This is a genomic window from Pyxidicoccus fallax, from assembly GCF_012933655.1.
GTDB classification, from domain to species: Bacteria; Myxococcota; Myxococcia; order Myxococcales; family Myxococcaceae; genus Myxococcus; species Myxococcus fallax.
The window spans coordinates 1-26,659 of the sequence record NZ_JABBJJ010000166.1 but is presented as its reverse complement, the minus strand read 5'-3'; the positions used below and the strand labels follow the sequence as shown (position 1 = coordinate 26,659).

Below are 26,659 nucleotides of genomic sequence, written 5' to 3'. Positions count from 1 at the left end.
TGGGGCCTTACGACGTCCTGGCTGAATCAGGCGCGACGTTGTGCGGCCCGGCTTTCACTCCGCTGCCGCGGGACTCCTTCCATGACGTCGCTCGTCAGGCCCTGACCCGACTTCGCTGAAGGAGGTTAGCGAAGCACGTGGGAGCTCGCGCGGAGCACCGCGCGGGCCGCCCGGCGGAACGCGTCCACCCGGCGGGCGGGAATCGCGGGCGGGTCCACCGGGGCATCCCAATCGAAGGTGCGCAGGCGGGACAGGAAGCCCTGCCGCACACAGCCCTCCAGGCTGAAGACGTGGAGGTCGTGCGTCCACCGAACCGCCAGCCGCAGGTCTCGCGACAGCTCCGTCCAGTCCAGCGGCACGGCGAGCTTCGCGCCCGGCAACTCCACGCCGCCGCCGGTGATGCCCACCGCGATGGAGGCGGCGCCGGGGCCATAGCTCCACAGCACGGCCGCGCCGTGAGGACGCACGAAGCTGGTGTAGAGCATCAGCACCTCGCGGTCCGCCGGCAGGTCCAGCACGCCGGCCACGCGCTGCAGCAGCGTGGAGCGGGACTGCCGCTCGTCCACGATGAAGGGGAACTGGTACGTGTCCACCCGGTGGCCATCCGCGCGGATGCGCTCCATCAACGCGGTGTATCCGGCCCGGCCCTTTCGCACGCGCCCGCCGCGCACCAGTCGGGGGAGCATGGCCGGCAGCCTCCACCAGCCGCCCTCGAGGATGCCGCGCAGCTCGCGGATGTCGGGCTCGATGTCCAGACCCACGCGGGCCCACTTCAGCCCGTGCTCGGCCGTCCACGCGCGGAAGACGTCGTAGCGCGCGGTGGCCTGGGCCACGTTGCCCGCGTGGAACCAGTAGCCCTCCGACTCCGGCAGCAGCAGCCACGCGGTGACGGGAATACCCGCATCGTGCAGGCGCCGGACCACCTCCGCCCGCTCCGGGCCCAGGTCCAGCAGGCCGAGGCTCACGCCGGCCCGCAGCGCCACCAGGTCCTCGATGACGCCCGGCGTGGCGAACAGCTCCCGCAGCGGATGGGACTCCAGCTCGCAGAAGAAGGTCAGGGAGGGAGATTCCATGCCCCTCTTCTCCAGCCACCACGCTCAAACCGCAAAGAGATTCTTCGTCATCGAAAACGTGCACGAGTGCTGGGTGTCATGGTCGAGCACCGTCAGCCGAGGGTTGCTCATATGGCTGCCTCCGACCTCGGTGGCACAGCCGGTCCGACAGTGAGGCGCAGGGACGGAGGTCATCCCGTTCTGCCCCTGTCCTTCGCCAGGGCGCCATACTGCTTCAGCTTCCGGTACAGCGTGGCGGCGCCGATGCCGAGCTGTCGCGCCGTCACCGTCTGGTTGCCGTCGTTGCGCTCCAGCGCGGCCAGGATGTAGTCGCGCTCGACGGCCTCCAGCGGGCGGACACCTCCGGCCACCGCCGGCACGGGGAGCGCTTCCCGGACATCTCCGGGCAGGTCCTCCAGGTCGATGCGCCGGCCCCTCGCGAGCGCCACCGCCCGCTCCAGCGCGTTCTCCAGCTCGCGCACGTTGCCGGGCCAGTCGTACCGGACGAGCTGGTCTGCCGCCCGTGGCGTCAGTGAGGGTTCCGGCCGTCCCATGCGCCCCGCCGCGGCGCCGAGCAGCGCCCGCGCCAGTGGCAGCACGTCCTCGCGACGCTCGCGCAGCGGCGGCACCCGCAGCTCCACCACGCGCAGGCGGTAATAGAGGTCCTTCCGGAAGCGGCCCGCCTCCACCTCGCGCGCCAGGTCGCGGTGGGTGGCCGCCACCACGCGCACGTGGATGGGCCGGCTCTTGTTCTCCCCCACCCGCCGCACCTGCCGCTCCTGCAGCGCCCGTAACAGCTTCGCCTGCACCGAAGGCGCCAGCTCCCCGACCTCGTCCAGGAACAACGTCCCGCCGCCCGCCGCCTCCAGCAGTCCCGGCCGCTCCCTCACCGCGCCCGTGAAGGCCCCTCGCGCATGGCCGAACAGCTCGCTGTCCAGCAGCGTCTCCGACAACGCCGCGCAATTCACCGCCAGGAAGGGCTCCGACGCCCGAGGAGACGCCTCGTGAATCAACCGCGCCACCCGCTCCTTGCCCACCCCGCTCTCCCCCAGGATGAGCACCGTCGAGTCCACCTCCGCCACCCGCCGCGTCAGCTCCAGCACCCGCCGCATGGCCGCGCTGCACGCCACGATTCCGGACGCGTCCATTCCCGCCCCGCCTCCACGCGCCAGCTCCTTCCGACGCACCTCCAGGCGCTTCTCCTTCCGCTTCAGCTCCCCGGCCACGCGGCGCAGCACCGCGTCCAGTCCATCCGATTCGAAGAACGGCAGGTGCGGCTCCAGCTCCGCGCCCCACTCTTCCCGAGTCCTCGCGCGGAAGCGGCACTCCGCGTCCCCGCGTCCGAGGCACGCGTCCTCCAGCACGTAGATGGGCTGTCCCTCCGTGCGACTGAGGTACCCGCTCGCGAAGCCCGTGAGCGTCCAGCACACCGGCGCCTCCGCGCGGCCCGCGTGGAGCCGGTGCTGCTCCGCTTCGTAGGACGCCTCCAACCGGGCGCCCCCGGGAGCGAACGGATCCTCCGCCCCGGGCACCAGCCGGATGAGCCCCTGGAGCCGGTGGATGACGCCGCCCGCGTTGCGCCAGTCCTCCGTGCGCTCCCACGTGAAGCCCGAGCACAGCGCCTCCGCCATGCGCCAGCCGTGCGCGAAGGCGAAGCGCGTGAGCACCGCCCGCGCCGCCGTCATCCCGAACGTGTCCAGCACCGCCTTGCGCAACAGCCCCATGGCCACCGCGTCCAGGATGAGCGCCCGCTGCCCCGCGAAGCGGACCACGCCCTCCTCCGCATCGACGTCCAGCAGCTCGCGGATGTCCAGGTCCTCCAGCCGCATGCGCCCTCCTTCAAATTGAAGGAGTCGCCTACTCCGTTTTGAAGGAGCCCTCGCGGGCCTCGGCGCGCGAGCGACAGGTAACCAACGGAAACGACTCGGCCCTCCGTGGTGGCGCGGGCGTTGCTCTGCCGCGGGTGTCCCTTCGCCTCCGAGGAGCCCGGACATGCAACCCACGCTGGACCTGATGAGCCCCGAGACGCGCGCCAACCCCTACCCCCTCTACGCGGAGCTGCGGCGCACCGGCATCCGCCAGGTGGAGCCCGGCGGCTTGTGGGCCGTCAGCCGCTACGAGGACGTGGCGGCGGTGATGAAGGACCCGCGCCGCTTCTCGTCCGAGGGACTGGCCCGGGGCTTCCTCCCTCCCTGGATTGACCGCAACCCCACCGCGCAGTCGCTCGTGGTCAAGGACCCGCCGGCCCACACGCGCCTGCGAGGCCGCGTGGCCCGGGCTTTCGGCCCCGCGGCCCTGAACATCCTGGAGCCGAAGATTCGCGCCATCGCCAACGAACTCACCCACGACCTCCTCCGCCAGGCGGAAGCCGAAGTGGACTTCGTGGAGGCCTTCTCCCTGCGCCTCCCGGTGCGCGTGCTGGGCCTGCTGTTCGGACTGGAGGCGGACCCGTACCCGCGGCTCAAGGGCTGGGCGGATGACCTCGTCAGCATCCCCGCGGGCCAGCACCCTCCGGAGGAACAGGCGCGCATCCGCCAGAGCCTCGTCGACATGGAGCGGTGCTTCGAGGACATCATCGAAGCGCGCCGCGCCAGCCCCGGAGATGACCTGGTGAGCGAGCTCATCCGCCCGGCCGACGACGGCTCGGTGCTCACCCACGAGGAGCTGATCAGCTTCCTCTTCAGCCTGCTCCCGGCCGGTGTCGAGACCACCGTGTACCTCCTCGCCAACACGATGTACGTCCTGTCCGAGCACCCGGAGGAGCGTGCGCGCGTGCTCGCGGACCCGCGCCTCATTCCCCGTCTCATCGAGGAGGTCCTCCGCTACGAGCCGCCCGCCCACTCCAGCCTCCGGCTCGCCACCGAGGAGACGGAGGTGGGTGGCGTCCGCATCCCGAGCGGCGCCACCGTCGTGGTGTTGCTGGCCTCGGCCCTCCGCGACGAGCGCCAGTATCCCCAGGCGGACCGCTTCGACCTCACGCGCGGCGGGCAGTCCCACATGGTCTTCGGCCACGGCGTCCACTACTGCCTCGGAGCGATGCTCGCGCGGCTCGAAGCACGCCTCGGGCTGGAGGCCCTGTTCCCGCGCCTGCGGGACTTCTCACTCGCACCGGGCCCCATCGCGTGGTCGCGCTCGCTCATCGCCCGGGGACCGCTGGCGCTGCCGCTCCGGCTGTTCCCTGCCTGACGGCCGTCTTTCTCTCCTTGTCGTTCCAACACCGGGCGCGGCAGCCTCGCGCGCGTGGCACCGTCCGAGCGGGCGGTGCCTTCCGCCAAGGAGCCACGACATGGAATTCCACATGGGCCGCCTGTTCGACCACGTCCACCTGCGCGTCCGCGACCTGGACGCCAGCCTGCGCTTCTACCGCGCCGTGCTGGAGGTGGTCGGCGTCCCCATCGCCCGCGAGAGCCCCGGCCACTTCTTCCAGGCCGACGAGTTCTTCGTCAGCCCCGTGGACCCGGGCACGCCGCCCTCCGAGCGGGGCGTGCACCTCGCCTTCCAGGCGAAGGACCGGGAGACCGTCCAGCGCTTCCACAAGGCGGCGCTCGCCGCGGGCGGCCGAGACAATGGCGGCCCGGGTGAGCGCCCGTACCATCCGGGCTACTACGCCGCCTTCGTGCTGGACCCGGACGGCAACAACATCGAGGTCGTCTTCCACGGCCCGAGTCGGCGCACGGCACCCTCCGTGGTGGTGACTCCCGCCGGCTGACGCACGTCGTCGTCATGAAGCTCCGCGTCATGGGCGCGGAGCCTGTCACCTGCTGGCCCCTGCCGCCGTGCAGAGGTCGACGCTTGCGAGCGGCAGGCGTCCAACCGTGGACGCGTGTTCCGCGGGCTGACGCCTCCGTGACGTGCCGTGCATAGGTCCAGGGCATGGCGACCCGAGAAGCCGTCAATCCCTATCTCATCGACGAGAGCGTGAAGCCTCGGCTGCGGGGGCTGTCGCACCTGCTCGCGGCCGTGGCGGCCATCGCCGGCTGCATCCACCTGGCCCTGGCGCCGGTGCAAGGCGCTCCGTACCTCGCCGCCCAGGTGTTCGGCGTCAGCCTGGTGCTGATGTTCGGCGCCAGCGGGCTGTACCACGTGCCCACCTGGAGCGCCGCCGCCTGCCGGTGGCTCCAGCGGCTGGACCATGCCGCCATCTACCTCCTCATCGCGGGCAGCTTCACGCCGATGGCCGCGCTGGAGACGAAGAGCGGCTGGAGCGGCCCGCTCCTCGGGGTGATGTGGGGCGGCGCCCTCGTCGGCGTGACGCTCACGTTACTGGGCATCTCCGCCTCCCGAGGGCTCCGCTCCGCGCTCTACGTCGTCCTGGGCCTGGTGGCGGCGCCGGTGGTGCTGTGGCTGCCGGACATCATCGGCCCGGGGCGCGTCGCCTGGCTGGTGACGGGCGGCGTCCTGTACGCGCTCGGCGCGGTGGTCTACGCACGCCGATGGCCCGACCCGCTGCCCACCGTGTTCGGCTACCACGAGGTGTTCCACCTCATGGTCATCGCCGCCGCGAGCGTGCACTACGGCGTGCTCATCGACGTGCTGTGGGCGACGCCCTGAGCCCCAGGCCGCCGTGACGAATCAGTACGTCCAGGGGAAGCGCTTGAAGTCGCGCTTGCGCTTCTGCACGAAGGCGTCGCGGCCCTCCTGGGCCTCGTCGGTGCCGTAGGCCAGGCGCGTGGCCTCGCCGGCGAAGAGCTGCTGCCCCACCATGCCGTCATCCGGCAGGTTGAAGGCGTACTTCAGCATCTTGATGGCCGTGGGGCTCTTGGTGTTGATCTCCGCGGCCCAGTCCAGCGCGAACTCCTCGAGCTGCGCGTGCGGCACCACGGCGTTGACCATGCCCATCTTCATGGCCTCCTCCGCCGAGTAGTTGGCGCCCACGAAGAAGATTTCGCGCGCGCGCTTCTGGCCCACCTGCCGCGCCAGCAGCGCCGAGCCGTAGCCACCATCGAAGCTGGCCACGTCCGCGTCCGTCTGCTTGAAGATGGCGTGCTCCTTGCTCGCGATGGTCATGTCGCAGACCACGTGCAGGCTGTGCCCGCCACCCACCGCCCAGCCCGGCACCACGGCGATGACGGCCTTGGGCAGGAAGCGGATCTGCCGCTGCACCTCCAGGATGTGGAGCCGGCCCAGCTTCGCGGGGTCCGACTCGCCCTCTTCGCCCTGGTACTGGTAGCCGTCCTTGCCGCGAATGCGCTGGTCTCCGCCGGAGCAGAACGCCCAGCCGCCGTCCTTGGGCGAGGGGCCGTTGCCGGTGATGAGCACGCAGCCCACGTCCGTCATGAAGCGCGTGGCCTCCAGCGCGCGGGACAGCTCGTCCACGGTGCGGGGACGGAAGGCGTTGCGCACCTCGGGCCGGTTGAAGGCGATGCGCACGGTGCCCTGGTCCACCGCGCGGTGGAAGGTGATGTCCTTGAACTTGAAGCCCTCGACGGACTTCCAACGGGCCGGGTTGAAGATGGCGGAGACCATGGAGGTGGTGGCTCTCTCGGGAAAGAGGTGGAACGGGCGCGGACCCTAGGCCCGGTGCCAGCGTCCGTCCAGGGGAGCGAGCGCTGCTGGCACCGCGAGTGATGGCCACGGTTCCCCATGGCGGGGCGCGGGGCCCGCCGGAGGTGGTAGCGGATGAAGCGCGAGGCCATGGGGTTGCTCGCCGGACTCATGCTGGGCGCGCAGGCGACGGCCTGGGGCGCCGGTCCGGCCAGCCCCACCGGCCCCGACACCGAGAGCGTCCCGGGTGAGCGCAAGGAGCTCACCGGCCGCGTGCTCGGGGCGAGCCCGGGCATCCTCTACGTCGAGAGCGCGCACGGACCGGCCGTCCCCCTGCGCGTCACGCACGCCACGCGGCTCGCTGGAAGGCGCATCCCGAGGGAGCAATCCGTCGAGGCGTTCCTCCGTCAGTCGCTCCCACCGGGCTCCCCGGTCCGCGCCACCTTCGACGTGCGCACCCATCCGGACGGCACCCCCGAGAACGTCGCCAGCACCGTCGACAGGCCGTAAGCCCGCCACCCCACGCGGCCCGCCTCCACCGGAGACACCCGCGGAAGGCGCCGCGCGGTACAGGGCATCTGTTGTCCGCTCGGGGTGCGACTCCGTCCCCGGGGCTTGTGGGCGTCGGGTGAACTCCACTGGCTCGGGAAACCGGGTTGTCGGTGCTCGCTGGAACCACGGAGCATGTCCCGCTGACGCGCGGGGGAAGGGAGGCCGGAGCCTCCCGGAGCGCGCAACGAGTGAGGACAGGACATGGCTTCGGGACCTCGGTTCCTTTTGCACCGTCGCACCGTGCTGGCCGCGATGATGGGGGGCGCGGCGGCGTCCCTGCTGGGCTGCGGCAAGGACTCCACCGTACCCCGCCCTCCTCCGGGCCCACCGCCCGAGGGAGTGCACATTCCGGACGTGCAGTCCGGCGAGGACGTCTTCGGCTACGTGCGCCGCATCAAGGGCGCCTTCGACGAGACGCTCTACAAGCAGGTGCTGGGCGCCGCCAACGCCTTCAAGGAGGGCGACGCGCTGGTGGGCGTGGCCGCGGCGGATGAGGCCTCGCGAGAGAACGCGCGGCGGCTCCTGGAGAACACGCGGCTGGTGGACCTCGACTCGCACCCCGTGCGGCAAGACAGGCTGCATGCGCTGCTCCTGGAGACGGAGGACCGCGTGGCCGCGGCCACGGCGGAGGGCTGGACGCTGGGCCGGCTGAAGCAGTTCCTCCTGGAGAGCGACGAGGCCGCCATCAAGGCCCTCATGCCGGGGCTGGGCAGCGACGTCATCGGCTGCGTCGTCAAGCTGATGAGCGACGAGGAGCTCATCGCCGTGGCGCGCAAGGTGTTCAACCCGCTGCCGGGCAGCAACCTCGGGGCTCGGGGCTACCTGGGCGCGCGCATCCAGCCCAACTCGCCCACCGACAACGTGGACGACATCCGCTGGCAGGTGTTCGACGGCTTCTCCTACGCGGTGGGCGACGTGGTGCTCGGCTGCAACCCGGTGTCCTCCACCCCGGAGTCGGTGGGCGCCATCGAGTCCGCCCTGCACGAGCTGGTGGTGACGTTCGGCCTCCAGGACGTGATGCCCCACTGCGTGCTGGCCCACATCGACGTGCAGGCGGAGGTGGAGCGCCTGCAGCCCGGCACCACCGGCATCTGGTTCCAGAGCATCGCGGGCAGCGACACCGCCAATGGCACCTTCGACATCTCCGTGGAGAAGATGCTCGGGTACGCGGACGGCCGCTCCGGAAAGTATGGCCTCTACTTCGAGACGGGCCAGGGCGCGGACTTCACCAACGGGCACGCGCACGGCTACGACATGGTGCTGCACGAGTCGCGCAAGTACGGCTTCGCGCGGGCGCTCACCCAGCGCGTGGCCCGGGCCCAGGAGAGCGCGGGCCGCGCCGCCGCGCCGTGGGTGCACCTCAACGACGTGGCGGGCTTCATCGGCCCGGAGGTGTTCCGCACCCGGGAGCAGCTCGTGCGCTGCTGCCTGGAGGACATCGTCATGGGCAAGCTGCACGGGCTGATGATTGGCCTGGACGTCTGCTCCACGCTGCACATGGACGTGTCGCTGGATGATTTGGACTGGTGCCTGGAGCGCATCATGCCCGCCAACCCGGCGTACCTCATGGGCCTGCCCACCAAGAACGACCCGATGCTGGGCTACCTCACCACCGGCTTCCAGGACCACGTCCGGCTGCGCGAGCGCTTCGGCTACAAGGTGGAGGACCGGATGTGGGCCTTCTTCCAGCGCCTGGGCGTCATCGACGCCGCGGGGCGGCCCACCGAGCACTTCGGTGACCCGGTCTGGGTGTACCTCCAATACCTGCGCGCGAAGGGCGACATGCGGCCCGAGGAGGACATCCGCGCGGAGGGAGCACAGCGGCTCGCGGAGATTCGTGCCCGGGGCGTGCCCATGGCTCGGGGCCATGGGGCGAATCCGTGGGACCTGGAGCCCGCGCTGGAAGCGGAGCTGCGCCGCGTCTACGCGGACGCCAAGAAGAGCCTGTTCGCGGAGCTGACGCCGGCCTTCATCAACGCCATGCCGGAGGCCGTGCGGCTGGTGACGAAGTCGAAGGACCGCACGGAGTACATCCTCCACCCGGAGACGGGCGAGCAGCTCGACGCCGTGTCGCTGGACGCGCTGCGCTCGCTGCGCGCACGGCACGGCGGCCGGTACGACGTGCAGCTGCTGGTGTCCGACGGGCTCAACGCGCTGGCCCTCACGGACGAGGGCCAGCTCCTGCCCTACCTCCAGGCGCTGCGCTCCGCGCTCACCTCCGCCGGCTACAGCGTGGCACCGGAGCATCTGCTGCTCACCTCCGGCCGCGTGCGCGCCGGCTACCGGGTGGGCGAGGCGCTCTACGGAGGACTGGGGGACGCGAAAAAGCATCGCGCCATCATCCACGTCATCGGCGAGCGTCCCGGCACGGGCCACCACACCTTCTCCGCGTACATCACCGCGCCCACCGCGGCGGTCTGGTCTCGGGCGGGCCAGGTGGACCACAACATCACCCGCGTCGTGTCCGGCATCGCGCTCACCGCGTACGCGCCAGCGCTGGCCGCGCCGGAGACAGTGCGGCTGCTCCAGCAGCTCGCGCCCGTGGGCCCCTGAGCCCAACCCGGAGCGGGCCTGACCTCCCGCGCCATTTTCCGTGCGACGGATTTTCCGACGGTGTGTCCATGGGCAGCACCGAAAGGAATTTCCCCGAGGCCGGGGCGGACGCTGTCCGCGCCCCGTGACTTCGCTCGAGCTCGCTGCTCCCGGATGACCGGGAGCAGCGCTTCCACCACGGAGAATGCAACCGATGCACGTCAATCCCCGACGCATCCTCACCCTGCTGCTCGCGGTGATGGCGGTGACCGCCAGCCCCGCCCTCGCGCAGACGCCGACGTACGTCACCATGCCGAGCCCGTTCATGACGCCACCCCGGGCGCCGGCCGCCGGACTCCCCGCGCCCGTGGACCGCGTGGGCCTCACCTTCGGACACGACACGAGCGAGCTCGGCCAGCTCTTCGCCTCCGGGCCCGGCTACATCCCCCTGGACACGGCGAAGCGCGCGGGCGTCCGCTGGGTGCGCCTCGACGCCGACCGCCGGAGCTTCACGGTGGGCGGCGGCGGATGGACGTACGAGGGCTACGGACAGGTCGTCAAACGGCTCGTGGACAGCGGCATCCACGTGCACATCGGCATCACCGACTACACCCTCGACGGCAACTTCATGAGCGAGGGCTTCCTCCGGAACCTCGAGGCGTTCGCGGCTGAAATCGCCCGACAGACGAACCACCCCGGCCGCGTGGTGTACGAGGTCTGGAACGAGCCGAACTACCTCGGCCTCTTCTGGCGCGCGTCGAATGACACCGCCGCCGAGGCGCGGGCCTACGCGCAGATGCTCATCCGGGTGACCACGGCCATCCACCAGGCCGTCCCCAGCGCGGTGGTCATCTCCGCCGGGCTCACCACGGACTCCGCCACCTACGCCGACAGCTTCCTCCCCGAGTACCGCAGGCTGCTGAACCTCCGCGCCGACAGCCTGGGCCAGGTGCAGCGGTTCGGCTTCCACGCCTACCCGTACAGCCATGACACGCTGGCGCTCTTCCGGCGGAAGCTGAACCAGCCGCAGGCGGGCTTCTCGGCGTACCCCATCGACATCACCGAGGTCGGCGACTTCTGGAACCCCCGCGAGGTGGGCGCCCACAACAACGCCGCCATCCTGCTGCGCTCCATCGAAGCGGACCTGCCCCACATCAACTTCTGGTCCGCGCTCTCGCAGCAGTACGAGGGCAGGCTGGCGGGGTTCATGGACCCCAAGGCGGGCGAGGCCGACGGCTGCCGCTACTCGACGTATGGCTTCATCTCCGGGGTGGCCGGCTACGTGTGCCACCCGAGCATGTACATGCTCCAGGTCTTCAACCGCGTCGCGGCGGGGCGCACGTACCAGGGGGCCTACTTCGACGCGCGGACCCAGAGCATGCCCGGCTCCTTGCCCGGCGATGACCTCTCCGGGGTGCGCGCCCTGAAGTTCGAGAGCACCGACGACGTGGTGGTGGCGGTCTGGACGATGGACACCGCGCGCGGCCCGGTCGCCGGCTCCGGCAGGACGTATTCGCTCGCCTTCCCCACGGCCCCGCTGTTCGTGGTGTCCGACACCGGCACGAGCTTCCCCACCGCGGACAGCTCGGGCCGCTGGCAGCTTCGCGCCTCCACCGGGCCGCTCTATTTCTTCTTCAGCAAGACGGGCAAGCTGCCCGAGCACAAGGTCCACGTGCGCGCGCTCTGCCCGAACGGCGGCGTTCCCTCGCGGGGCCAGGTCGAGGTCTCGACCCTGGTGTGGCCGGATCCTTCGAACTCGACCTGGCAGTACACCGGGGCGTTCTCGGCCAACATCAACGGCTGGGTGAAGCGCCAGCTGCCCTCGTTCTTCTCCAGCATGTACGTGACGATGAAGGCGGCGGATGGCAGCGGCCGCGTGCTGCAGCCTCGCGGCAGCGCCCTGATTGTCGGCCCGGGCGCCCCGTCCGTGAGCATGGGGAACTACTTCGATCCGCCGACGCCCATGTTCGTGCTCAATAGCCCCAGCACGACGTCGTCCGAAATCCAGCTCGACTTCCACGCTCCCGCCGAGTGGTGCGGGTAGCGCACCTTCCACTGACGGGCGGGTCGGCAACCCGCCAGGTCCAGGTCCCCCTCGCGGCCCGCTCCCAGCGTCGGTGGCGGGCCGCGGCCTTGAATCCCCCGGGGTGCGGGCCCCGGGGGCCGGGGAACGGGTGACGCACGTCAGACACCCCAGGTAGGGTGTTGGACAAGCGAGCCCACATGACTCCCGCGAAGAAAATCCCCGTCCTCCTCGAGCGCCTCCGTGAAGCCCACCCGGACGCGCGCTACGAGCTCAACTGGTCCACCCCGTTCGAGCTGCTCGTCGCCACCATCCTCGCGGCGCAGTGCACCGACGAGCGCGTCAACCGCGTGACGGCCACCCTCTTTCCGAAGTACCCCGGCCCCCAGGCCCTCGCCGACGCGAACACGGCGGAGCTGGAGGAGGACCTCAAGCCCACCGGCTTCTTCAAGCAGAAGACGAAGTCCGTGCAGGCCATGAGCCGCGCCCTGCTGGCGGACTTCGGCGGCGAGGTGCCTCGCACCGTCGACGAGCTGGTGACGCTGCCCGGCGTGGCGCGCAAGACGGCGAACGTCGTGCTCAACACCGCCTTCAACCTGCCCTCCGGCATCATCGTCGACACCCACGTCGCCCGCGTCAGCCAGCGCCTGGGACTGACGAAGCACGACAAGCCGGATGTGATTGAAGAAGACCTGATGGAGCTGGTCCCCAAGGAGCAGTGGACCTTCTTCGGCCCCGCCATGGTCCTCCACGGTCGGTACACCTGCACGGCGAAGAAGCCCAAGTGCGAGGCCTGCATCTTCAAGGACGTCTGCCCGCGCATCGGCGTGTGACCGTTTGCGGGATTCCTGTCCGCTCATGGGACGCATGAGCGCAGGGAATACAGGCGGCCGGGCTTGGGTTCGGCCGCTCTGACATGACTCCCGCCCCCTCCGCCGCTCCCATCGATTCCAGCGAGCGCCTGGCGCTGCTCGACACGTTGCGAGGCTTCGCGCTCTGCGGCGTGTTCATCTCCAACGTCTTCATGTGGTTCAGCGGCAGGGCCTTCCTGCCGCGAGCCCGGCTGGAGGCGTGGATGGAGAGCGCCTCGCTCCTGGACAAGGCCGTCCTCCAGTTCTACTCGTCCATGGTGTCCGGGAAGTTCATCACCATCTTCTCGTTCCTCTTCGGCCTGGGCTTCGCGGTGCAGCTGGGGCGCGCGGAGGCGCGGGGCGCCTCCATCGTCCCGGTGTACTCGCGGCGGCTGGTGGTGATGCTGCTGATGGGCCTCACCCACCTGTTCCTGCTCTGGTACGGCGACATCCTCAGCACGTACGCGGTGCTGGGCTTCGGACTGCTGCTGCTCCGCAAGCGCTCGGACCGGACGCTGCTCATCCTCACGGCGCTGCTGGTCCTCGTCTGGCCCGTCATCGGAACCACGCTGCTGCGGCTGCCGCAGCTGCTCGCGGAGACGCCGGAGGCGGCCGCGGCCCTCGCGAAGGCGGCGTCGGAGCGCTCCGGGGCCATCAAGGCGGAAGCGCTGGCGGCCTTCTCCGACGGAAACTGGTGGCGGGTGGTGAAGGCGGGCAGCAACTTCTACCTGCGCGACTTCATCCCGATGATTCTCGCCACCATGCTCGCCACCTTCGGCCGCTTCGTGCTGGGCCTGGTGGCGGGTCGCCGCCGCATCTTCCATGACGCGCCCCAGCACCTGGGGCTCTTCCGCCGGCTGCTCGTCTGGGGCCTGGTGGCTGGAGTGATTGGCAGCGGCACCGGGCTGGTGTTCCAGCAGCTCATGCTGCGCAAGATTCTCTCCCCGGACACGTTGCCCGTGTGGGTGCCCATTGCCCTGGCCCCGATGCGCCACGTGGGCGAGCTGGGCTTCGCGGCCGTCTACGTGTCGGGCCTCACCCTGCTCTTCCAGCGCGCCACGTGGCAGCGCGTCCTGGGCGTGCTGGCGCCCGTGGGCCGCATGGCGCTGACGAACTACCTGTCGCAGACGGTCATCAGCCTCTTCATCTTCTATGGCTACGGCCTGGGACTGATTACGAAGGTGGGCCCTGTCGGCGTCTTCGCCCTCTGCCTGCCCATCTTCGCAGTGCAGGTGGTGTTCAGCCACCTGTGGCTGTCGCGCTTCCGCTTCGGCCCCGCGGAGTGGGTGTGGCGCTCGCTCACCTACGGCAAGGCCCAGCCCATGCGCCGCGACGACCGGCCGGGCCAGCAGGCGCCCGTCGCGGCCTGACGCGGAGAGCCACCGGCCAGACGACGCAGGACCTGCGCGTCGCCCCACGGGCCCGCATGTCCTGCGCGGGCCATGGCGCGCAACGTGCCCGAATCGTTGGTGTCACGAGACTGGCGCCTTCGTTGCAGAACCCGGGAGCTGGAGACGCCATGCTCATCCAGCTTCGATTCAAGCCCGCCGAGCCTCCATCCGAGGATGCCTTCCAGCTCCTCATGGAGTGCCATGAGCGGATTCGCGAGTTCAGCCTCGTCGGGCTGCGGCTCGCCCGGCAGGCGGAGGTGCCTCCTCACGAGCGCTCGGAGGCCGCCCGGGGGCTGGTGCGCTACTTCACCGAGGCCTTCCCGCTGCACGTGGACGACGAGGACGCGTCCCTCGCGCCGCGGCTGCTCCAGGCGGGGCTTTCCCCCGAGGCCGTGGAGGCGCTCCTGGAGATGTCCCGGCAGCACGCGGACATCGAGGCCCTGCTGGCCGTCCTCATCGCCGTCTGGAAGGAGCTGGCCGAGGCGCCCGAGCGACACCCCCCGCTGGAGCCGGAGCTGACCCGCAACAGCGAGCGGCTCGCGGCGCAGCTCGAGGCGCACCTGTACCACGAGGAGCGGACGCTCTTCCCGGAGGCGCGGAAGGTGCTCCCGCCCGAGGAGGCACGGGCGCTGCTCGCGGAGATGCGCGCGCGGCGGGCGCCGAAGACAGCCCCTCCGCGAGAAGGAGAAGCGCCATGACGGCGTCCCTGTCCGCGGAACGGCCGGTGCCGGTATGGCGCCGCGAGCCGTACCGGCTGTTCTTCCCGCTGGGCGTGGTGCTGGGCCAGGTGGGCGTGCTGCCGTGGCTGCTGTACGCCCTGGGCCTCGCCTCGGCGTGGCGCTCGACGACGCACGCGCTGACGCTGGTGCAGGGCTTCATGCTCTGCTTCGCGCTGGGCTTCCTCTACACCTTCATCCCCCGCCGCACCGGGACGGAAGGCCCGTCCGCCGCGCGGGTGGGCATCTCCCTGCTGCTGCCGGTGGCCGTCACCGCGAGCGCGTGGTGGGAGGCCTGGTGGCTGGCGGAGGCGTTCTTCCTCGCGCAGCTCGGGGTGCTGCTGTCCTTCGTCGTGCCGCGCATCCTGGCGCCGGGGCCGGGGCGCACGGTGCCGGAGGGCATGGTGTGGGTGCCCATGGCGCTGGGCCTGGGCGCGGCCGGCGCGGTGCTGACGGCCGTGCCTCCGGGCATGGGGCCGCGCTGGCTGCACGCGCTGGGCACGGGGCTGTTGCTGCAGGGCCTCTTCGCCGGGCTGGTGCTGGGCGTCGGCGGCATGTTGCTGCCCATGTTCCTCCACGGCGAGCCGCCGGGCGCGGACGCGGGGACGCGGCGGCGGCTGAAGCAGGGGCTGCATGTCGCCGCGGCGCTGGCCTTCGTGGCGAGCTTCTTCCTGGAGCCGCTGGTGTCCTCGCGCTGGGGTCATGCCCTGCGGGCGGTGGTGGTGGCGGTGGCCCTGGTGGGGCCGACGCGGCTGTGGCGCCCACCCACGCAGGCCGGGCTCCATCGGTGGCTCATCTGGGCCTCCGCGTGGCTGCTGCCGCTGGGCTACCTCGTGGTGGCGCTGCGGCCCGAGCTGCGCACGGCGGGGCTGCACGTCGTCTTCCTCGGCTGCTTCGGGCTGATGGCGCTCGCGGTCTCCACGCACGTGGTGCTCGCGCACGGGGGACACGGGCGGCTGCTCATGGGCCGCCCGTGGCAGGTGGGCACGGTGGGAGCGCTGATGGGGGTGGCCATGGTGTCCCGGCTCCTCGTGCCCTTCACCTCCGCGCACTTCACGCTCTGGCTGGGGCTGGCGGCGGGGGCGTTCCTCACGGCGACGGCGCTATGGGCCCTCTTCCTCGTGCCCCTCACGCGCGGAGCGCCCACGCCTCACGCCTGAGCGGCGCGGACGCCCGGCGCCCCCCGAGAGCGCGCGAGGGCTACGGGTCGTCGACCTCGATGTCCTCGGATTCGGCGTCGACCGAGGGCGCCTCTTCCGCCTGTCCGCGCATGAAGGTCTCCCGCTCTGGAGGAATTCACTCCTGGCCCGGATGTCGAGCGAGCGACAATGTCCCCGCCGGCCCTCCAGGGCTCCAGGGTGGGGCCCGCCGGGTGGGCCCGGCGGCGCAGCGGGCATCGCGTTACATCCTCCCGGTGACGAACCTCGACCTGTTCGCCCCGCCCCCGCGTCCCATGGGCCCGGGCCCGCTGGACACACTGCTGAAGGTCTCTCGCATCTACCTGGAGCCGAAGGTGGAGGAGCACCTGCGCGGGCGCGAAATCCTCGCGCGCTTCCCGGACGCGGAGCGCATCCCCGTCCCCTCGCACCAGAACATCCCCGGCCTCTTCGGCAACGAGGGCAACGCCGAGGCGTGGAACCGCATCAAGGGCAGCACCCTGGTGCTGGGCGTGAAGAAGACGATGTCCTTCACCCCCAATGGCCGCAGCTGCGACTTCATCCCCCCGTCCACCGCCAACGGCTGCGTCATGAGCTGCGCGTACTGCTACGTGCCGCGCCACAAGGGCTTCGCCAACCCCGTCACCGTCTTCGTCAACATCGACCGCGTCCTCGCGGCCATCCGCCGGCATGCCCAGAAGCTGGGGCCGAAGACGGAGGCCAACAGCGTGGACCCGCGCTACTGGGCCTATGACATCGGCTGCAACAGTGACTGCGCGGCGGACGCGGCCCTCAGCGACAACGTGAGGGATCTGGTCCGGCTGTTCACCACGCTGCCCAACGCCATGGGCACCTTCGCCACCAAGCTCGTCAACCGCGAGCTGCTGGACTACGCGCCCCGGGGCAAGACGCGCATCCGCTTCAGCCTCATGCCGCACGCCAAGGCGAAGCTGCTGGACGTGCGCACCAGCCCCATCGCCGAGCGCATCGCCGCCATCAACGACTTCGTGGCCGCCGGCTACGAGGTGCACCTCAACTTCTCCCCCGTCGTCGTCTACGAGGGCTGGCAGGCGGAGTACGACGAGCTGTTCCAGCAGGTGGACGCCGCGCTCAACCCCGCCGCGAAGGCCCAGCTCGCCGCCGAGGTCATCTTCCTCACCCACCACGCCGGCCTGCACGAAGTGAATCTGCGCTGGCACCCCAAGGCCGAGGCGCTGCTGTGGACGCCCGAGACGCAGGAGGCCAAGGTGTCCCAGGGCGGCGGCGACAACGTCCGCTATCGCACGGGGCTCAAGGGCCGCCTCGTCTCCGAGTTCAAGGCGCTGCTGGCCCGCCGCCTGCCCTACTGCCAGGTGAGATACGCCTTCTGACCCGCACCGCCCGTGAGGGCCCTGACGCCGGAGGGCCGGCCTGTGGCAGACTCGCTCGGACCATGTGGGATTGGGTCCGCCAGCTGGCGGAGTGGTCACAAGCCGATGTGCCCTTCGCCGTCGCCACCGTGACGGGCCACCAGGGCAGTACGCCCGCCGAGCCCGGGGCGAAGCTGCTCGTCCGCGCGGACGGCGTCTTCCACGGCACCGTCGGGGGCGGACACCTGGAGCAGCTGGTGCTCGCGGACGCGCGGGCCTGCCTCGAGAAGGGCGAGGCGCGCGCCTTCCGCTACCCGCTGGGCGCGAAGCTGGGCCAGTGCTGCGGCGGCGTGGTGGACGTCTTCGTGGAGCCCGTCAACCACGGCCCGCGCCTGTACCTCTTCGGCGCCGGGCACGTGGGGCAGGCGCTGTGCCGCACGCTGGAGGACACCCCCTTCCGCGTCCACCTCGTGGACGAGCGCCCCGAGTGGCTCCACGGCGAGCGCATCCCACCTTCCGTGGTGCGCCACGAGGAGCCGTGGGACGTGTTCGCCGGGCGCGCCCTCTGGGACGCGCGCCGCACGTACGTGGCGGTGATGACGCACCGGCATGACCTGGACCAGGACATCATCGCCTTCGCGGTGACGAAGCCCGCGCGATACCTGGGCCTCATCGGCAGCCGGACGAAGTGGGCGCGGTTCCGTCAGCGGCTGGAAGCCCGCGGCGTGACGGCGCGGCAGATGGAGCGGGTGCAGTGCCCCATGGGCGTGGAGATTGGCGGCAAGTCGCCGCAGGAGGTCGCGGTGAGCATCGCCGCGGGCCTGCTCCAGGTGCACCATGGGCTGGCCGTGGACACGCAGTCCGAAACCGCGGCGGCGGAGTCCCCCCGCCTGCGCGAGGTTTCCTCGGGAGAATGAGCGACATGTTCGAGTTCCTGCTCAACGGCACGCCCGTCCGTGTCGACGACGTGGCCCCCAACACCCCGCTGCTGGAGTTCCTGCGCGCGCGCGGCCTCACCGGAACGAAGCAGGGCTGCGCCGAGGGCGACTGCGGCGCGTGCACCGTGGCCATGGTGGACAAGGACGCCCAGGGCCACCGGGTGCTGCGTGCCTTCAACAGCTGCATCGCGCTGGTGCCCATGGTGGCCGGGCGCGAGCTGGTGACGGTGGAGGGCGTGGGCCGCCGCGAACAGCCCCACCCCGTGCAGCAGGCGATGGTGAAGCACTACGGCTCGCAGTGCGGCTTCTGCACGCCGGGCTTCGTCGTCTCCATGGTGGAGGCGTACTCGCGCAAGGAGGTCTGCACGCCCGAGGCGGTGGCGGACCAGCTCTGCGGAAACCTCTGCCGCTGCACCGGCTACCGCCCCATCCGCGACGCGATGATGGAGGCGCTCGCGAGCCGTGACGCCGGCGCCTCGCGCGAGCCGCTGCCGGGCCTGCCCCTGGGCGGCCCCGCCTCGCCGCTGCCGCCCGTGCGCTACGAGGCGCGTGGACAGACGTTCCTCCGCCCCACGTCCTACGAGGAGCTGCTCGCGCTCCGGGCCGCGCACCCCGAGGCGCTGCTCGTGGCCGGCGCCACCGAGCTGGGCGTGGACATCACCAAGAAGGCCCGCCGCTACCCGTTCCTCATCTCCACCGAGGGCGTGGAGTCGCTGCGCGCCATCCGCCGCGAGGCGGACGGGTGGTACGTGGGCGGCGCGGCCTCGCTCGTGGAGCTGGAGGACGCCGTCGGCGCCGACTTCCCGGAGGTGGCGAAGATGCTGAACGTCTTCGCCTCCCGGCAGATTCGCCAGCGCGCCACGCTGGCCGGCAACCTGGTGACGGCCTCGCCCATCGGCGACATGGCGCCCGTGCTGCTCGCGCTGGACGCGTGGCTCGTCCTCGCGTCGGTGAAGGGCGAGCGCGTGGTGCCGCTGTCCGAGTTCTTCCTCGCGTACCGGAAGACGGCGCTGCGGCCGGATGAAATCGTGCGCGACATCGTCATTCCCCACGCTTCCGTTCCGGCGGGTGGGAAGCGGCTGTCGGACTCCTTCAAGGTGTCCAAGCGGCGAGAGCTGGACATCAGCATCGTCGCCGCGGGCTTCCGCGTGGAGCTGGACGCGGACGGCGGGGTGCGGCTGGCGCGGCTGGCCTACGGCGGCGTGGCGGCCACGCCGGTGCGCGCGCGCCGCGCGGAGGAACTGCTCACCGGACAGCCGTGGACGCGCGAGACGGTGGCGCGCGTGCTGCCCGTGCTGGCGGAGGAAATCACCCCCATCAGCGACCTGCGCGGCAGCGCGGAGTACCGGCGCGGGCTGGTGGCGGGCCTCTTCGAGAAGTTCTTCACCGGCGAGCGCAGCCCGTCGCTGGACGCCGCGCCACGCTTCACCCTGGGCGAGCCGGGAACTCCGGCCGACGCCGGGCGCGAGCTGCGGCACGAGAGCGCGCTGGGCCACGTGACGGGCGCCTCGAAGTACGTGGATGACCTGGCGCAGCAGCGGCCCATGCTGGAGGTGTGGCCGGTGTGCTCGCCGCACGCGCGCGCGCGGATTCTGAAGAGGGACCCCATCGCGGCGCGGAAGCTGCCCGGCGTGGTGGCGGTGCTGATGGCCGAGGACATCCCCGGAAAGAATGACACCGGCCCCATCCGCCATGACGAGCCGCTGCTCGCGGACCGGGAGGTGCTCTTCCACGGGCAGGTGGTGGCGCTGGTGGTGGGCGAGTCCGTCGAGGCCTGCCGCGCCGCCGCGCGCGCCGTGGTGGTGGAGTACGAGCCGCTGCCCGCCGTCCTCACCGTGGAGGATGCGATGGCGCAGGACAGCTACCACACCCAGCCGCACGTCATCCGCCGGGGCGACGTGGACGCGGCCCTCGCGGCCAGCCCCCAGCGGTTGTCTGGCACGCTGTCCATCGGCGGCCAGGAGCACTTCTACCTGGAGACGCACGCCGCCTTCGCCGAGCGCGGAGACGACGGCGACGTCACGGTGACGTCCTCCACCCAGCACCCGTCCGAGGTGCAGCAGGTGGTGTCGCACGTGCTGGATTTGCCGCGCAGCCGGGTGGTGGTGCAGGCGCCGCGCATGGGCGGCGGCTTCGGTGGCAAGGAGACGCAGGGCAACGCCCCCGCCGCGCTGGTGGCGCTGGCCGCGTGGCACACGGGCCGGCCGGTGCGGTGGATGCTGGACCGTGACGTGGACATGACGCTCACCGGCAAGCGCCACCCGTTCCACGCCAGCTTCGAGGTGGGCTTCGACAACACGGGCCGGCTGCTCGCGGTGCGCGCGCAGTTGGTGTCCAACGGCGGCTGGTCCCTGGATTTGTCCGAGTCCATCCTGGACCGTGCCCTCTTCCACATCGACAACGGCTACTACGTGCCAACCGCGGCGTACTCGGGACGGGTGGCGAAGACGCACCTGGTGTCCAACACGGCCTTCCGCGGCTTCGGTGGCCCGCAGGGCATGCTGGTGTGCGAGGAGATTCTCGCGCGCGTGGCCCGCGCCGTGGGCCTGCCCCCGGAGGAGGTGCGGGAACGGAACCTCTATTCCGGCTCGGGCGAGACGAACACCACGCACTACGGGCAGGAGCTGGAGGACGAGCGGCTGCCGAAGCTGTGGCGCGAGCTGAAGGAGTCCTCGGAGTTCGCGCGGCGGCGGCAGGAGGTGGACGCGTTCAACGCGCGCTCACCGCGCATCAAGCGGGGGCTGGCGCTCACGCCGATGAAGTTCGGCATCTCCTTCACGGCCACCCACCTCAACCAGGCCGGCGCGCTGGTGCACGTGTACCGGGACGGCTCGGTGATGGTGTCGCACGGTGGCACGGAGATGGGCCAGGGCCTGCACACCAAGGTGCTGGGCGTGGCCATGCGCGAGCTGGGTCTGCCCGCCAGCGCGGTGCGGATGGCGAAGACGGCGACGGACAAGGTGCCCAACACGTCGGCCACCGCGGCCTCCAGCGGCTCGGACCTGAATGGCGCCGCCGTGCGCAATGCGTGTGTCACGCTGCGCGAGCGGCTGGCCCCGGTGGCGGCGCGGCTGCTCGCGGAGAAGCACGGGCGCACCGTGGCGCCGGAGGCGCTGGTGTTCGAGGACGGGCGCGTGGCGCCGCCGGGCGCGCCCGAGCTCGCCCTGCCCTTCGAGAGCGTGACGGAGGCCGCGTACATGGCGCGCGTGGGCCTGTCCGTCACGGGCTACTACCAGACGCCGGGCATCGGCTACGACAAGGCGCGCGGCCGGGGCCGGCCCTTCCTCTACTTCGCCTACGGCGCGGCGGTGTGCGAGGTGGAGGTGGACGGGTACACGGGCATGAAGCGCGTGCTGCGCGTGGACCTGCTGGAGGACGTGGGCGACTCTCTCAACCCGGGCGTGGACCGGGGGCAGATTGAAGGCGGCTTCGTGCAGGGCCTGGGGTGGCTCACCGGGGAGGACTTGCGCTGGGACGCCAACGGGCGGCTGCTGACGCACTCGGCGAGCACGTACGCGATTCCGGCGTTCAGCGACGCGCCCATCGACTTCCGGGTGCGGCTGCTGGAGAAGGCGCGGCAGCACAACACGATTCACGGCAGCAAGGCCGTGGGCGAGCCGCCGCTGATGCTGGCGCTGGCCGCGCGCGAGGCGCTGCGGGACGCGGTGGCCGCGTTCGGCGAGCCCGGCGGCGAGGTGGAGCTGGCCTCGCCCGCCACGCACGAGGCGCTGTTCCTGGCCATCCAGAAGCGGCTGGCGCGCGGCGCGAAGGAGGACGGACGCGAGGCGGCCTGAGGTTCGACGACGACGGTAGCCGGGGAAGGTCCCGCCGGTTCCTCCGGTGTGGCCGTGGCCTCCGGCCCCTCCCGGATAGGGGACGGTTCGGATACCTTCGGTGGGTATGAGCGCCGTCCTCGCCGTGCTGTGCCTCCTCGTCACGCTGGCGCTGAGCCTCGCCGTGCTGGGCTTCGCCCTCACCACCCTCGGCTTCACCAGCGAGGCGTACCACCGGGGCATGACGACGCTTCACATCGTCATCACCGTGGTCGCGGTGCTGGTGGCGGCCACGCCCCTGTTCGTCACCGTCTGGGCAGGCTGGCGGCGGTTCTTCTCCAGCCGTCCGTGGGAGGACGTTCCGCTCGGGCTGGGACTGCCGCTGCTGGCGCCGGTGGTCTGCGCCGGCCTGTCCCTCCTGGCGTTCCACCTGGGAGAGCGGGTCGCGAGCCATCAGTCGCAGCAGCGCAGGGCCGAGGAACTGGCGGCGCTCCGGGCCGAGGTGGACGGCGGGGCCCTGGAGAAGTCCTGTGACATCATCCTGACGGACCCCAGGGCCACACCCGAGGACATGCGCCGGTGCCGCACGCGCATCGAGTCGCTCTCCGACCCGAAGAAGCGCTGGGCCGAGCTTCAGCGCTTCCTGGACATCCACTCCGGCTTCCAGACGTGGACCCCGATGAAGGTCGGGCTCGCGCCGAAGTGGGACTGGAACCGGAGCGTGGTCGTGGTCCGGCATGACCAGGAGTGGTTCATCCGGACGTTCTACGAGACGTGGCTCGCGCAGCCCGAGGCCTTCGATTCAGAGAAGGAGCTGACGCGCCTGAATGGGTGCTTGAGGGACACCGACCGCTGGACGGGCTGGACTCCCTCGGCGCTCGCGGTGTTCCGCGCCCAGGTCCTCCCAGCCATCGTCCAGCGTGTCGAAGCGCAGCGGGAGCGACACCAGGAGCTGCTCGTGTGGCCGTGGCTGCAGAAAGCCCTCGCCGAGCACCAAGCGCCGCCCAAGAAGAAGGAGGTGCCGCCCGTGCCGAAGCTCGACGCCGTGCCAGAGCGCTCCATCGGCCTGGCGCGCTTCGACGCCGACGGCACGCTGCACCTGTGGCTGCGCGCGACGCCGGAGACGGGAGCATTCGGCGACGTCTACCTCACCTATACGCCGTCCGATGAGCACTACGGCCCGTGGAAGTCGCACCTCGACTCGACGGAGCCGGGGAAGGTCCAGCCCGTGGCCGCGCTGGCGGACTGACACTGCGCCTCAGTAACCCTGGCTGTGTTCGACCTTCACGTCCCCGGCGTGGAGCGGGAAGCTCTTGCCCAGGTGGCTCTTCGCATCCTTGAGCGCGGCGGCCTCGTCCTTGCCGAACCCCACGCCCATGGCGCGGCCGGTGCAGCCGGGCTTGCCCACGCCCGCGGACACCACCACCACGTGCCGCCCCAGGCTCTTGCCCTTCTTGTCATTGTCCTTGTGGTTCAGCCGCTTCAGCGCCGGGTATTGCGCGCGGGCCTTCTGCTCCGCCGCCTTCGCGACCTTGTCGGCCTCGCCCACCTCCACCACGTAGCCGAGCGCGCTCGTGCACTCACCCTCGTGCGTCACGGCGACGATGCCGTGGATGACGTCCTCCGCGCGGGCGGTGGCGGTGCCGAGCAACACCGCGGCGACCAGGACGGAACGAAGGACCGGCGTCAGCGTGGACATGCGTGAACCCCCTTGGATGGACCGGTGATGCTACCGCGTCGTCCCGCCGTCGGACGTTCCCTGAAAATAGGGGTCCTCGGCTCACGTCCCGGCCTCACGGCGGGGACTGGAGCCGCTCGCGCCGGAAGGACTCCGGGCTGGTGCCCCACCAGCGCTTGAAGGCGCGGTGGAACGCCGCCGGCTCCGCGTAGCCCAGGAGGAAGGACACCTCGGCGATGGACATCCGGCGCCGCAGGTAGACTTCGGCCAGCTCGCGGCGCAGCGCCTCGACGATGCCGGCGTAGGACTGTCCCTCGTCCGACAGCCGCCGCTGCAGCGTGCGCGGGGGCAGCCGCAGAGTTCGGGCCACCGCGGCGAAGGAGAAGTCGCCTCCGGCCAGCGTGCGCCGCACCTCCTCCCGCACGCGCTCGCTGGCGGTGGTGGGCTGGGGCATCTGCGCCAGCGCCTGCCGGGCCTGCCGCTCGAACATCGCGTTCAACAGCGCGTCCGCGTGGACGAAGGGCCGCCGCGCGTCCTCGTGCGAAAACTCGATGTCGTTGGCGGGCGCGCCGAACTCCAGCGGGCAGCCGAAGAGGGCCTCGTGCTCGCGCGTGTCCTCCGGCGCGGGATGGACGAAGCGCACGCGCAAGGGGCGCACGTCCTCTCCGGTGAGGAAGCGCACGCCGGTGGCGAACTGCGCGAGCGCGACCTCGGCGTGCTGCCGGTGGGCGGGACGCCACGTGCCCACGGGCGTGAAGCGCATGCGAACCCCGCGCTCCGTCTCCTCCAGGCGGAAGCGCTCCCCATCCCCCCAGACGCGCTGGTAGCGGAAGCCCCGCTCCATGGAGTCGCGCAACGTGGCGCTGGTGAGGACGACGAAGGTGGCCGGGTCGTCCAGGTCCGTCATCTCCATTTGCGACAGGTGCAGGCCCAGGTTGGCGTCCCCGGACACCGCCACCATCCGCTCCAGCAGGTCATCCAGGATGCGGTAGGGAATCCGAAGCTCGGGGTCCTCCAGGTCCTCCAGCCGCAGCCCCACCTCGCGGCAGAGCGACTCCACCGGCAGCCCGAGCTGCTCGGCCTTCCGCGCAGCCTGACGCGCCATCCGCGCGGACAGCGACGGCTCGCCCTTGGGGGATGTGGGCACCCTGGCCACGCCAGTCACCGTAGCGGCGGGCTGGCGCGCGCGGCAAGCCGTTCTGTCGCCAGCGGTCAATGCGCGGCCGCCCATACGACGGCACCCTTGGCCCATGAACGAGAACTCTTCCATCGCCCCGTTGCCGCGCCTCCACCTCTTCGAGTTCACCGACCAGGACTGGTGGCCCTCCTCGCTGAGGGACCTGACGACCGACTACCTCCACACCGTCAGCACCCGCCTGGGCCTCTTCGACGCCACGGCCGAGGTGCTGGCGCGCGGCCTCCGCGCCTCCGACACCCGCACGCTGCTCGACCTGGGCTCTGGCGGCCGGGGTCCCCTGCCCCGCCTGCGCCGGCTGCTGGCGGAGCGGCACGGCGTGGACGCGGACGTGGTGCTCACGGACAAGTACCCCAACGCCCAGGCCGGAGAGCGGGCGCACGCGGAGGGAGCCACCTACCTGGACCGCTCCGTGGACGCTCTGCGCGTGCCCGCGGACCTGCGCGGCATGCGCACCCTCTTCAACGCCCTGCACCACTTCCGCCCCGAGGACGCCCGCGCGGTGCTCGCGGACGCGCAGGCCCGGGGCGTCCCCATCGCCGCGTTCGAGTCGGTGCGGCGCACGCCCGGCGGCCTCCTGTCCATGCTGCTGGTGCCTCTGCTGGTCCTACTCTTCACCCCGCTGGTGCGCCCCATGACACCGCTGCGCCTGCTGCTCACGTATGTGATTCCCGTGGCGCCGCTCATCATCTTCTGGGATGGGCTGGTCTCCGCGCTGCGAATCCATCGCCCGGAGGAACTGCGCGCGCTGACGGCGTCACTCGCGCGCGAGGGCTACACCTGGGAGGTGGGCGAGGCGCGGATGCCGGGCAAGCCGCCCATCAGCTACGTGCTGGGCATGCCCACGCGCTGACCTCCCCCTTCAGGAAAGTCGGGTAGGCCTGACGTGCTCCCTCATGGAGGATGGGCTGTCACAGCGTGGTGGGAGCCGAGTTGCGCAACGTCCTGCTCGATTCCTTCAGGACGCCGGAAGGCACTGCACGGAGCAGGGAGCCGCCTGGCGAAGCTCGGACCGGAGCGGCTCACGCAGCAGGGGGAGCGAGCACGTTCTCGCGCGGGAGGACGTGTCCCGCTCCGGCAGGAGCCGTCACCTCGACGCACTCCCGTCGCTCCAAGCGCTTCTGTCCCAGGGTCGCGGACCGTTGAACCGCCCCCGGGCACCAGACCTGAGAGCGGAGTCCCTCCACTTCCCGCACCCGAGGCTTCCGTTCCGAACGCTTCATGCGTCACGGCGCCCCCATGCGACGCGCCCACGTCACTGGGCCCCGAGCCTTCCGTCGCAGCCCCCTCCAGAGGAGGTGTTCCCGCCCCTTCCGCCTCGGCGCCTTTGGAGCCAGCACCCTCCAGAGGAGGGCTCCCCGCGCCTCCTGCCTCGGTACCTTCGGTGCCAGCGCCCTCCAGAGGAGGACTCCCCCCGCCTCCTGCCTCGGTGCCATCGGTGCCAGCGCCCTCCGACGGAGGCGTTCGGCCGCCGCCGGCACCGCAGTCCTCCTCCGCCGCCAGCGCCTTCCAGAGCACCCGCCCCAGGGGCTTGATGTTCTCCAGCGCGTCCTGCTCGGCCCCTCGCGCCACGGCTCGCACCAGCTCCGCCAGCGCTCCCCAGATGAGCCCCTCGCCCACCTGCACGCTTCCTGGCGCCAGCGCCCCCTCGCGCTCACCGTGCGCCAGCACCTCCCTCACCACCTCCCGCGCCTGGGCACCCAGGGCCTCCGGCTCCAGCGAGTCCGGATGCCAGTGCATGAAGGTGAAGTGGAACAGCTCCGGCTTTCTCGTCGCGCACCACGCCAGGTCCTCCCAGAAGCTGTCGAAGACCTCGCGAAAGCTGCGCTCCGGCTGCTCCGGCGCCAGCTCGAAGTCCACGCGTGCGATGCGGCAGAGTTCGGTCTCGGCCCACTGGCGCACCTCCCGCGCGAAGCCCGCCTTGCTGCCATAGCGCCGATAGAAGCTGCCCACGGACATGCCCCCCGC

At 71.3% G+C, this 26,659-nt stretch carries 20 protein-coding genes and 1 pseudogene; 15 read left to right on the top strand and 6 right to left on the bottom strand.

Annotation, left to right across the window (positions count from 1 at the left end):
- Positions 1–125: 125 nt before the first annotated feature.
- Together HG543_RS30000 and HG543_RS29995 are read right to left on the bottom strand one after the other, a co-directional pair.
- A complete protein-coding gene (locus HG543_RS30000; RefSeq protein ID WP_169348322.1) occupies positions 126–1,073 on the bottom strand; it encodes a hypothetical protein in 948 nt (315 codons plus the stop codon).
- Positions 1,074–1,243: 170 nt separating this feature from the next.
- Positions 1,244–2,881, bottom strand: coding sequence for a sigma-54-dependent Fis family transcriptional regulator (locus tag HG543_RS29995; RefSeq protein ID WP_169348321.1), 1,638 nt, complete (start codon positions 2,879–2,881; stop codon positions 1,244–1,246).
- Positions 2,882–3,044: 163 nt separating this feature from the next.
- Between HG543_RS29995 and HG543_RS29990 the strand changes: the two genes are divergently transcribed.
- The 3 genes from HG543_RS29990 to trhA all read left to right on the top strand — a co-directional run bounded on the left by HG543_RS29990 (position 3,045) and on the right by trhA (position 5,603).
- Positions 3,045–4,238, top strand: a complete 1,194-nt coding sequence (locus HG543_RS29990) for a cytochrome P450 (RefSeq protein ID WP_169348320.1) — start codon at positions 3,045–3,047, stop codon at positions 4,236–4,238.
- Positions 4,239–4,338: 100 nt separating this feature from the next.
- A complete protein-coding gene (locus tag HG543_RS29985) occupies positions 4,339–4,761 on the top strand; it encodes a VOC family protein (protein ID WP_169348319.1) in 423 nt (140 codons plus the stop codon).
- A 164-nt stretch (positions 4,762–4,925) separates the two neighbouring features.
- Positions 4,926–5,603, top strand: a complete 678-nt coding sequence (gene trhA, locus HG543_RS29980) for a PAQR family membrane homeostasis protein TrhA (RefSeq protein ID WP_169348318.1) — start codon at positions 4,926–4,928, stop codon at positions 5,601–5,603.
- A gap of 21 nt (positions 5,604–5,624) precedes the next feature.
- Here trhA and HG543_RS29975 read toward each other — a convergent pair whose 3' ends face one another.
- Positions 5,625–6,518 (bottom strand): 1,4-dihydroxy-2-naphthoyl-CoA synthase, encoded by an 894-nt coding sequence (locus HG543_RS29975; RefSeq protein WP_169348317.1) that lies wholly within the window; start codon positions 6,516–6,518, stop codon positions 5,625–5,627.
- A gap of 153 nt (positions 6,519–6,671) precedes the next feature.
- Between HG543_RS29975 and HG543_RS29970 the strand changes: the two genes are divergently transcribed.
- From HG543_RS29970 to HG543_RS29920, 11 genes are all read left to right on the top strand, one after another.
- Complete coding sequence (locus HG543_RS29970; RefSeq protein ID WP_169348316.1) at positions 6,672–7,046, top strand: hypothetical protein; 375 nt, start codon at positions 6,672–6,674, stop codon at positions 7,044–7,046.
- Positions 7,047–7,289: 243 nt separating this feature from the next.
- The gene (eutB, locus tag HG543_RS29965) at positions 7,290–9,641 is read left to right on the top strand and encodes an ethanolamine ammonia-lyase subunit EutB (protein WP_171818198.1); all 2,352 of its coding nucleotides are present in this window, start codon (positions 7,290–7,292) and stop codon (positions 9,639–9,641) included.
- Positions 9,642–9,834: 193 nt separating this feature from the next.
- On the top strand, positions 9,835–11,664 hold the full coding sequence (locus HG543_RS29960) for a hypothetical protein (RefSeq protein ID WP_169348315.1): 1,830 nt from the start codon (positions 9,835–9,837) through the stop codon (positions 11,662–11,664).
- 179 nt (positions 11,665–11,843) lie between these two features.
- Positions 11,844–12,476, top strand: coding sequence for an endonuclease III (nth, locus tag HG543_RS29955; RefSeq protein WP_169348314.1), 633 nt, complete (start codon positions 11,844–11,846; stop codon positions 12,474–12,476).
- A gap of 83 nt (positions 12,477–12,559) precedes the next feature.
- Positions 12,560–13,864: a DUF418 domain-containing protein gene (locus HG543_RS29950; RefSeq protein WP_169348313.1), complete on the top strand. Its 1,305-nt coding sequence runs from the start codon at positions 12,560–12,562 to the stop codon at positions 13,862–13,864.
- 149 nt (positions 13,865–14,013) lie between these two features.
- A complete protein-coding gene (locus HG543_RS29945) occupies positions 14,014–14,583 on the top strand; it encodes a hemerythrin domain-containing protein (RefSeq protein WP_169348312.1) in 570 nt (189 codons plus the stop codon).
- On the top strand, positions 14,580–15,761 hold the full coding sequence (locus tag HG543_RS29940; RefSeq protein WP_169348311.1) for an NnrS family protein: 1,182 nt from the start codon (positions 14,580–14,582) through the stop codon (positions 15,759–15,761). The genes HG543_RS29945 and HG543_RS29940 overlap by 4 nt, the downstream gene beginning before the upstream one ends.
- Before the next feature lie 254 nt (positions 15,762–16,015).
- Positions 16,016–17,128: a spore photoproduct lyase family protein gene (locus HG543_RS29935; protein ID WP_343073471.1), complete on the top strand. Its 1,113-nt coding sequence runs from the start codon at positions 16,016–16,018 to the stop codon at positions 17,126–17,128.
- Positions 17,129–17,190: 62 nt separating this feature from the next.
- On the top strand, positions 17,191–18,024 hold the full coding sequence (gene xdhC, locus HG543_RS29930; RefSeq protein ID WP_169348310.1) for a xanthine dehydrogenase accessory protein XdhC: 834 nt from the start codon (positions 17,191–17,193) through the stop codon (positions 18,022–18,024).
- Positions 18,021–21,839, top strand: coding sequence for a xanthine dehydrogenase molybdopterin binding subunit (gene xdhB, locus HG543_RS29925; RefSeq protein WP_169348309.1), 3,819 nt, complete (start codon positions 18,021–18,023; stop codon positions 21,837–21,839). Before xdhC ends, xdhB begins: the two co-directional genes overlap by 4 nt.
- 106 nt (positions 21,840–21,945) lie before the next feature.
- The gene (locus HG543_RS29920; protein WP_169348308.1) at positions 21,946–23,067 is read left to right on the top strand and encodes a hypothetical protein; all 1,122 of its coding nucleotides are present in this window, start codon (positions 21,946–21,948) and stop codon (positions 23,065–23,067) included.
- Between the two features lie 9 nt (positions 23,068–23,076).
- Here the strand turns inward: HG543_RS29920 and HG543_RS29915 are convergent, their stop codons facing one another.
- Both HG543_RS29915 and HG543_RS29910 read right to left on the bottom strand, forming a co-directional pair.
- Positions 23,077–23,517 carry a hypothetical protein gene (locus HG543_RS29915; protein ID WP_169348307.1) on the bottom strand — a complete coding sequence of 147 codons (441 nt, stop codon included), beginning with the start codon at positions 23,515–23,517 and terminating at the stop codon, positions 23,077–23,079.
- 94 nt (positions 23,518–23,611) lie between these two features.
- A complete protein-coding gene (locus tag HG543_RS29910) occupies positions 23,612–24,643 on the bottom strand; it encodes an AraC family transcriptional regulator (RefSeq protein WP_343073470.1) in 1,032 nt (343 codons plus the stop codon).
- Positions 24,644–24,746: 103 nt separating this feature from the next.
- On the opposite strand from HG543_RS29910, the gene HG543_RS29905 reads away from it, so the two are divergent.
- Complete coding sequence (locus HG543_RS29905) at positions 24,747–25,544, top strand: class I SAM-dependent methyltransferase (RefSeq protein ID WP_169348305.1); 798 nt, start codon at positions 24,747–24,749, stop codon at positions 25,542–25,544.
- A gap of 41 nt (positions 25,545–25,585) precedes the next feature.
- On the opposite strand, the pseudogene HG543_RS54625 reads toward HG543_RS29905, so the two are convergent.
- Positions 25,586–26,659: pseudogene (locus tag HG543_RS54625) on the bottom strand (hypothetical protein); the annotation flags it as partial.